Annotated in this window: 6 protein-coding genes and 2 pseudogenes; 6 read left to right on the top strand and 2 right to left on the bottom strand. The window is 57.2% G+C overall.

The genetic code is table 11. The annotated features are described in order from the left end of the window. Positions 1–70: 70 nt before the first annotated feature. Positions 71–385 (top strand): annotated as a pseudogene (locus X744_RS1000000173205) (aminocyclopropane-1-carboxylate deaminase/D-cysteine desulfhydrase family protein); the annotation flags it as partial. 323 nt (positions 386–708) lie between these two features. Here the strand turns inward: X744_RS1000000173205 and X744_RS140075 are convergent. Continuing rightward, positions 709–1,161 carry an Lrp/AsnC family transcriptional regulator gene (locus X744_RS140075; RefSeq protein ID WP_245266882.1) on the bottom strand — a complete coding sequence of 151 codons (453 nt, stop codon included), beginning with the start codon at positions 1,159–1,161 and terminating at the stop codon, positions 709–711. 900 nt (positions 1,162–2,061) lie between these two features. Continuing rightward, a pseudogene (locus X744_RS140070) lies at positions 2,062–2,250 on the bottom strand (transposase); the annotation flags it as partial. Positions 2,251–2,307: 57 nt separating this feature from the next. Here X744_RS140070 and X744_RS1000000171255 point away from each other — a divergent pair. From X744_RS1000000171255 to X744_RS140055, 5 genes are all read left to right on the top strand, one after another. Then, complete coding sequence (locus X744_RS1000000171255; RefSeq protein ID WP_023763154.1) at positions 2,308–2,556, top strand: hypothetical protein; 249 nt, start codon at positions 2,308–2,310, stop codon at positions 2,554–2,556. Positions 2,557–2,559: 3 nt separating this feature from the next. After that, complete coding sequence (locus X744_RS1000000171260) at positions 2,560–2,778, top strand: hypothetical protein (protein WP_023763155.1); 219 nt, start codon at positions 2,560–2,562, stop codon at positions 2,776–2,778. Positions 2,779–3,159: 381 nt separating this feature from the next. After that, entirely contained in the window at positions 3,160–4,101 is a 942-nt protein-coding gene (locus X744_RS140065) for a hypothetical protein (RefSeq protein WP_245266883.1), read from the top strand. A gap of 9 nt (positions 4,102–4,110) precedes the next feature. Continuing rightward, on the top strand, positions 4,111–5,169 hold the full coding sequence (locus tag X744_RS140060) for a cysteine synthase family protein (RefSeq protein ID WP_023763157.1): 1,059 nt from the start codon (positions 4,111–4,113) through the stop codon (positions 5,167–5,169). Continuing rightward, positions 5,166–7,868 carry a lyase family protein gene (locus tag X744_RS140055; RefSeq protein ID WP_023763158.1) on the top strand — a complete coding sequence of 901 codons (2,703 nt, stop codon included), beginning with the start codon at positions 5,166–5,168 and terminating at the stop codon, positions 7,866–7,868. Before X744_RS140060 ends, X744_RS140055 begins: the two co-directional genes overlap by 4 nt. The last annotated feature ends 469 nt before the right edge of the window (positions 7,869–8,337 follow it).

Here is an 8,337-nt window from a genome sequence, read left to right on the forward strand (position 1 = left end):
AAGACGCCGAGCCGCCACCTGTCCGCCGCTCAGCGGCAAACAAACCCAGATCCCTCATGAATAAGACGGGCTAAAGATTGCCCAACATACATCGGAGCTCGTCGATCTCGGAAATGGAACCCGTCGAGGATGATGTGGTGTTGCTCGAGGACTACGCATACCCGCGTTATGGCATCCCCGTCCGAGGAAACGAAGGAAGGCCATCCGCATGTGTGCGCGGCTCGAGGGTATGATTACCGATCTCGTTTATAAGGGCAAATCAATGCAAGGGATGATCGACCTCATCCAGAAAGGTTTGTTTCCGGAGGGATCGAGAATCCTCTACGCGCATCTCGGCGGCGCGCCGGCGATCAATGGTTACAGCCACACCTTCCGCAATGGCTGACGCTCGACAGATTGAGATTCGCTATCCTGCCGTGCCGGCGACGCGCTCAAAGTTTTCGAAGGTCTTAGCAAATCGAGGAAGTCAGCTGTTGACTGCCCCCAAGGCGAAGAGGATCGAGTTCATCCGGAATGTCTTAATCGGTGGAGTGAAAAAGCCAAAGGACACCAGAAGGAGCTGGTCAAGAGAGTAGAAAGTCTTTCTTTCCCTTGAGCTCTGCGAGAGCCCCGTTGCAAACTCTGGACTTTCCTGGAGACCGGAGAAGTTGGAGTGAGGGCGCTTCAAAGGCGGCTCGGATCTATGGCTTCAGCGCAATCCGCCGAAAGCTATACCGTGACCCGGGGCTCGAACTTAACACGATCAAGGCTGATCATACTCCTAAATTTTCGCACGTTGGGGTTGGTATAGAGCTTTGTCTTGACAAAGACATCAAAGGCATCGACGTCCTCGACCGCTACGACCAGGACGAAATCGGCGTCGCCCGTCACCATGTAGCACTGAGTTACCTCCTTGGCCGCGCGCATCGCGCGCTTGAAGTCGTCGACAAGGTCCAGACGTTCACGGTCAAGTTCAACTGTCACAACAATGGTAAGCGATTTGCCAAGAGCCTTCGGATCCACAAGTGAGATATCCGCAACGATTACGCCCTCCGCACGCAACTTGTTCACTCGACGCATGCATGAGGCGGCTGAAGAACCGACGAGTTCCGCCAGGTCGGCAAAGGAGTGCCGATTGTTCCTCTGTAGCGCCGTCAGGATCCTTTTGTCTAGGTCGTCCACCGTCTGATGCCCGGCCATACTTGAGATTTAACATTTACTTCGCAATCTTAACAGTTTCATAGTTCTCCGCAACGTTTGTTTCAAACCACCCGCAAAAGTGAAACAAACAAGCATTCATGATCCGGCAGTTAATCAAATATGCGCTCCTTCCGGATTTAACCCAGATCGGTCAGAAGTGCGTCTCGTAAGCTGACGGCATTTCGAACCCGCGCTTTGTGTGATCCGCATGTCAGCAGTGGACGCGTTTTGGCTACACGCCGCACTCTGCCGTTTCCAGCATGCGCCAGCACATTCCTCATGAAGTGAGGCGTGCCCGTTGAAGAAGTTCGCTTGGGCGAACCGCTTTGAGATGAGACGGGATCCGCCTTCGCATGATGGTTTGGCGTGACCCTCAGACCGCTCGTCTTGCTACCGACGGCTCGATCCGGAGCAGCGGAATACCAGCCGAAGGAACTGGACGAAATATGCGTGCCAGCCGCTTGAGGTTCACGGCCGGAGCCGTGAAAGTAGGCCTGGATTTTCATATCGGGAAGGCCGCGCCTGGAGCACTGACTACCTCGCCTCAATCCTCGGAGAGCTTCGCCGTTAACCTGGATTCGTAGCCCTGTCTCCGTAGCGTCCTGCCGCTCGCATGGATCCGGCGATTTGAACATGCGAAGAAGCCTCTCTTGGAGGGGCTCACGCGACGGGTTGCTGGCTGGCTTGAGGTAGTCGCAGGTCCGACGGGCGGCGGGCAGCGTTCGATCGTGTCCCGCGGCGTGGTGTAGTTGGCGGCATTGGTCGCCGTGCTCTCCGGCATGGGCCGGGCTGATCGGCGCGCCACGGCTGGCAGGCTGATCAGGGATCATCGCTCATCTGGCTGATGGTTTCCAGGGTCATGTATCTGGCCCGCGTCTCCTAGTCCCGGTCGCGGTAGCCGTTGCGTTGAGCGAGCCGCAGCGGGGTCTTCTCGCCATAGCCGGCGCCGGTGGCCGCCCCCACCTCCAGCTCCATCAGCCGCTCGGCGGCAAAGCCGATCATCTCCCGCAGAAGATCGGCATCCCGGGTCTTCTCCACGACCGTGCGCAGGTTCATCATGTCGTCGGTCATCGGTGGTCCTTCCGAAATGGGTTGGCGTCAACAACCAAACCCTACCGGAAAGCGCCGATGACCACCGACACGCCGCTCACTCGCTACAGCGCTACTAACGGCGCGCTCGCGAGCGGCTTCGTAACCGCCGAGCTACACCACCTTATGGGACACGACCCAGCGTTCGACGAAGGCGCGGCTCTCGTGGAGAGTCTTCTGCCCTGCGCGCGGGTGGCCGAGGTGGCACGCAGGCACGGGGCCCGCCGCTGCCAGGTCTATGACTGGCCCGAGCGGTCTGATCGGAAGGCACGGCTCGCGTTGCTTTAAGGCATGGCCTCGGCCACCGGCTTTGCGGCGCTTGCGATGGAAGAGCCGGCGCGGAACAAGGCGGCGGAGGCTTGCATCGAGAGCGTCGTGGGCGACGCCGTGATCTGGGCGGGGCATGACGTCGATGCCGGGCATCTGTCGCAGGTGATCCGCGATGTACGTGGGGGCCCAACGATCCCGCCGGACTGCCAGATACCAGCGTATGCAAAGCAGGATCACTGAATGCTCAAACCGGTGTCCCTTGAACGTCGCCAACTCGCTGAGACGTTCCATACGGCGCCGCCGGCAATCAGGGGTGCAACAGATACTACAAGTAATTTCATAGAATCTTTGCAACCGCAAATCACTGCCAATGGTACGTTCACCCCAAAGTCTGAGGCCGGACAGTTAGGCACCTAGGTACTTGTCCAAACTGAAACGAGCCCTGTTTCGGTGATCCTGGTCTCGTCCCGTAGCGGCAAATCACACTTCAATGTACCTGACGGGGGAAGTGATATGGCGATCCAAAATTCTAGGCATCCTATCGACTCTCGAGGAATCGGGGCGAGCATGTCGACTAGAGAACTTCTCGAAGCGGCCACCGATGCAGTTTGGAGGCCATACATGTGCCACCAGACGTTCGGAGGCACGGCTGAGCTTATCGCCGAGGATGGACAGCAGCTAAGGGTTCATTCCAGCGACGCTCTTTGTTGCGGCACATTCGGTGAGTTGCTGCAGGGCCAGTTACCGGTCGGCTCCGTTCCCCGGGACCCTCATTTCTTGGTCACGATGCCCATCGCGCTCTTTGCGCGAGCTCACTTCATCCCGATTGCAGGCACACAATGCGTGACCGTTTATCCGTCACATAAAGTCAAAGCTAAACGGCTGGCTGAGAATCTCGTGATTGCGCTCGGCGCCTCAGGAGGAATCCTCCTTTTGCAATCTGAGCTCTCCGAAGGCAAAGGGCTGGCGAGTTCGTCTGCGGATCTTGTTGCGACGGCAAGGTCAATCGCCTGCTGCTTCAGGCGTAGAGTCCGAACATCGTTGATCGAGAAGCTAATGGCGGAGATCGAGCCGTCCGATGGGGTGATGTACCCAGGAGTGGTCGCATATCAGCAGCGTGCATGTAGCCTTCTCTCCTTCCTTGGGCAAATGCCGCCGCTTGCAATCGTTGGTATCGATGAAGGAGGGACGGTCGAAACCGTTGACTATGATCAACGGCGAGGTGAAATCTCCGCCAGTCACAGAGCAGAATATCACGAATTACTCGACCGCGCACAGATAGCAATTCCGCGGGGTGATACGGCCACGATAGGCAGAATAGCTACGACCAGCGCGCTCCTGCATCAGGAACGGGTCCCAAAGGAGCATCTGAACTCGATGCTGAAAGCATCAGAGGCCACTGGCGCTCTCGGAGTCATAGTCGCGCACAGCGGCACAATGATTGGAATCCTGCTTGATCGAATGGCGGCTGACTTTCCACGGAAGCTTCGGTCCGTGCTCGCCCATGTATCGCCGTTCGACAACTCGCCAAAAATATATCTGACCATGACTGGCTGCCGATGAGGAAGCAATATGGACGCCGTTCACAAACGCCTGCCATTCTCTGGCTATTCTGATGCATATGCTCTCCCCAGCATTATTAGGTGTGAGACAAACCTGTATCTTGCGCAGTTTGCGTTCATGAAGCTTCTCCCTGCGAAGTACATCATTGAGCAAGCGCTGGCTCGAGGAACCTTGACGCACGGCATGAAAGTTCTCGAGACCTCGAGCGGAACTTTCGCGCTGGGTTTGGCCGTGGTTTGCCGAGAACGTGGATTCCAGCTCGAAATCTTCACAGACCCAGTGATGGACAAAGGCCTGGAAAACAGGTTGCGCTCCTTGGGAGCCGAAGTGTTCATAATAGCTGAAAAGGCGAAGCAGGGTGGCTATCAAAGAAGCCGCCTCGACGCATTACACACTAGGATGAGAAAGTTGGGGCACTCCTGTTTCTGGCCCCAGCAATACGAAACACCCGACAACCCCGCAGCGTATAAGCTCTTTGCCGATCAGATATCGGGGGTGTTGGGTGCCGACGTAACTTTGGTCGGTTCTGTAGGGTCAGGCGGCTCTACTTGCGGAACGATAGAGCGCCTCCGCGAAAAGGCCCCTGGCGCGCGCCTGGTTGGAGTGGACACCTTCAATAGCGTCATTTTTGGCCAACAGGATGGCGAACGGAAACTGCGGGGGCTGGGGAACAGTCTTGTCCCCAAGAACGTGAGGCACGAACTGTATGACGAGGTGCATTTCCTCTCGGCTACCCTCGCATTCGCTGCAACTCGCACCCTCCACGAGCGGCATGCCGTTTTCGCCGGTCCGACCTCCGGAGCGAGCTACATCGTTGGGCGGTGGCGCGCTCGGCACGATCCAAGAGAAACCGTAGTTGTCATATGTCCTGATGAAGGGCACCGGTATGTCGAAGCTGCTTACGACCACGAGTGGCTCAAGCAGAACGGGTGTCTACATGAAGGTGTTCTTCTGGACGCTCCGTCTAGCGAAGAGCACCCTTCGACGGCTCTCCCACCATGGAACCGATATCATTGGAGTCGGAGAAGCCGGGGAGCTGTCCTAAACGTGCTGGAGAATGCTTCATGATGAACCGAGGTAGCTTCCTTTTCGTGGAAAGCAACACGACGGGCACTGGCGAACTATTGATGAAGCGGGCCAGGATCCTGGGCTTTGAGCCTTATCTCGTTACGCGTAATCGTGCCCGCTATCCGTTTCTTAAGGACTCCGTCGCTCACGTTATTGAAGCTGAAACGCGTAGTCCGGATGAACTCATCGAGGTCGCCGCCAAATTAAGAGGGCTGGAAGGAATATATTCATCGTCTGATTATTTTGTGGAAGCAGCGGCGCGTGTCGCAACGGCAATGGGGTTACCAGCACCAAATCCGGAGGCTGTAGCCACATGCCGGAACAAATGGGAGCAAGCGGCCGAGTTACAGCGACAATCAATCACGATCCCTGAAACTCGGTTGGCCACATCTACGAGAGACCTGGACAATATTCTTACCGAAGTCACTCTGCCAGTCGTCGTAAAGCCGGTCTCCGGAAGCGGTAGTAGCGGCGTGCGGTTGTGCGATAGTGCCACAGCCGCCATAAAGGCGTTTGAGAGTGCAAAGGACGTATTGTTGAATCAAGTGGATCTGCCCAGCTCCGATATCCTCATTCAGCAATATATAGAAGGCAAAGAATACTCTGCAGAGATAATTGCTTACGATGGGGCGCTGCATTGCCTTGGAATTCTTGCCAAGCACAAGGGCCCGGCTCCCTGCTTCGTCGAGGTAGGGCACGACTTCCCGGCCCCGCTTCCGGAGCCATCCCTCCACGGACTGGCCTCCTTTGCCGCGGGCGCGGTGTCGGCCCTGGGCCTGAAGTTCGGACCGGCTCATGTGGAGTTCGTGATAACGGAGTCGGGCCCCGTCATCATCGAGGTCAACCCCAGGCTGGCTGGAGGAATGATTCCAGTCATGCTCTCGCACGCCTTGGGCACGTCAATCCTTGACATGGTGATTAGACTTTATGCGGGGGAAGGGTTCACGCCTCCACGCGCGAGCGCAAGGGCGGGAGCCATCCGTTTCCAACTCGTTCATAAATCCGGCAAGCTCAAACGCCTGGGCTTTTCTCGAAATCCAGACCCGGCAGTGCCCGAGGTGGGTCTTTTGAAATCTGAGGGAGTGGAAGTTAAAATAAATGGCGACTTCAGAGACCGGGTTGCCTACGCCGTAGGCGTCGCTGATGAACTCAACGTCGCTGCAGCGGCAGCTGAACGGATGATCGATTCTATTGTAATCGATATCGAGGCGGCCGCCGGCGAATCGGACAACAGGCAAGTCGCTGGGTCAAGCGAGAGCAGGTGGCACCTACATCCTGAAGCGATGAAGTTGCTCGCTCCGCCTATCGATATCTCGCGTGACGGTCGCCTTCTGCATTACCAAGCGGCCATAGACGAAGCACATCTGGTGATGCTTGCGGACCAGGGCTTGGTCTGCCAGACAGACGCTGCCGATCTCCTGAAGCACATCTTGGACATCCAGGATGAAGGCTTTCAGTCTTTGGAGGGCCGCGAGGCTCCGCGTGGCCTCTATCTTGCCTATGAGGCCGAACTTGTCACCAGAACTGGCCCGGAAAAGGCCGGCTGGCTGCACCTTGCAAGATCCCGCAACGACTTGAACGCGACGATTTCTCTCCTGGCCCTTCGGGAAGCAGCGTGTTCCATCTCGCAAGAAATAGGAATTGCACAAGATGCCCTGCTTCAGCGAGCGGAGGAAGCATCGAGACTTGTGGCTCCGTTGTACAGTCAGTACCAGATCGCACTCCCTGGGTCGCCCGGGCATTACCTGCTTGGCATCTTCTTCGCTCTAGGGCGCGAGCGCCAGCGCCTCCATTGCCTGCTGGAAGACATCAGGAATTGCCCTATGGGGGCGGGGGCGGGCGGAGGCACCAGCATTCCTATAGATCCTGTGCAAACCGCAAGTCTTCTGGGGTTCGAACTGCCGTCGTTCAACTCACTTGATGCGGTCGCGAGCCGCGATCATCACCTGCAAGGGCTGTCAGTCTTCGCTGGCGTTTCAATCTTGCTCAGTCGTGTGGCCCAGGACCTGCAGGTTTGGACGACGCGGGAGTTCGCCCTCATCGACATTCCTCACAATCTTGCAGGAGGCTCTTCCATGCTGCCTCAAAAGAAGAACCCGTTTCTGCTTGAACACATAAAGGGGTCGGCAAGCACTGTGATCGGCGCATACATTTCTGCGGCAACGGCAACCTGCAAAGCGCCTTTCAGCAACGCGATCGAAGCAAGCAACTATGGCTGCGCTCCGCTGGGCCTTGGAGAAGATGCCCTGAAGCGGGCCATCACCCTTACATCCCTCATTGTAAAATTCATGACCTTCAACGTGCGGTCGATGCGTGAAAATCTGGAAGACGGCTCATCGATGACGGCCGTCGCCGCAGAACGGATGGCGTCGCGAGGCGTTCCTTTCAGGAAGGCCCATACGCTAATTGGCGACATCGCAAGGCGCCTGTCTCAGGATGGCGGCGCCGTGGAGCGCCGAAGCGAGTTGGCCGACCACCTCACTGATGTGTTACCGGCGAGTCTTGAAGAGTGCAGGGACGCTCTACAGTTCGGAGGAGGGCCCGGAAAAAGCTCAACCGCCGACCAGCTCTCAGTAGCAAAAAAGCTGTTTCGGGACACGCAGCTGAAATGCGCGGACATACGGGAACGTTGGGCGCTCGCCGAGATGCACCGCAAACAGAGGGTGAAAGAACTCATTGATAGGTATCAAGGCGCCTGAATGGGGGGATATATGGACAAGGTCCGATGGTACTGGCGCCTTGACTTGGCAATAGGTCGTGTCCCGGCGAGTGATGCTATAGGCGGCCGGCGAGCGTGTGGCACCATTCGGCTCTGATAAATTTCACCGTCAGAAGGAGGGCCCCACGTCTTTTGCGTTCGCCGGTCTCGCTCCACCAGAGGCAACACCTCGATCTCTTGTTCTTCCACGAGCGCATCCTTGCGCATACTGCCTGACGATCATTTCGACGGCGCTGCCTCAACTGAGCGGGCTCATATATGAGCTGCAATCCGACGCTGGTGGGTTCGTGACGCGGCTTTACTAAAGCGTGCTGCCGTTTGATTTGAATCGGTTGGGATTGATCGGGATAGGGGACGCCTCGCGACGCCGCCCCTCCCGATCGGCAGATGCGGCAGGTCCGCGGGGACAAGATCGCCATGATCTTCCAGGATCCGATGACAAGCCTGAA

It is taken from the genome of Mesorhizobium sp. LNHC252B00, assembly GCF_000502955.1.
Classification (GTDB): Bacteria; Pseudomonadota; Alphaproteobacteria; order Rhizobiales; family Rhizobiaceae; genus Mesorhizobium.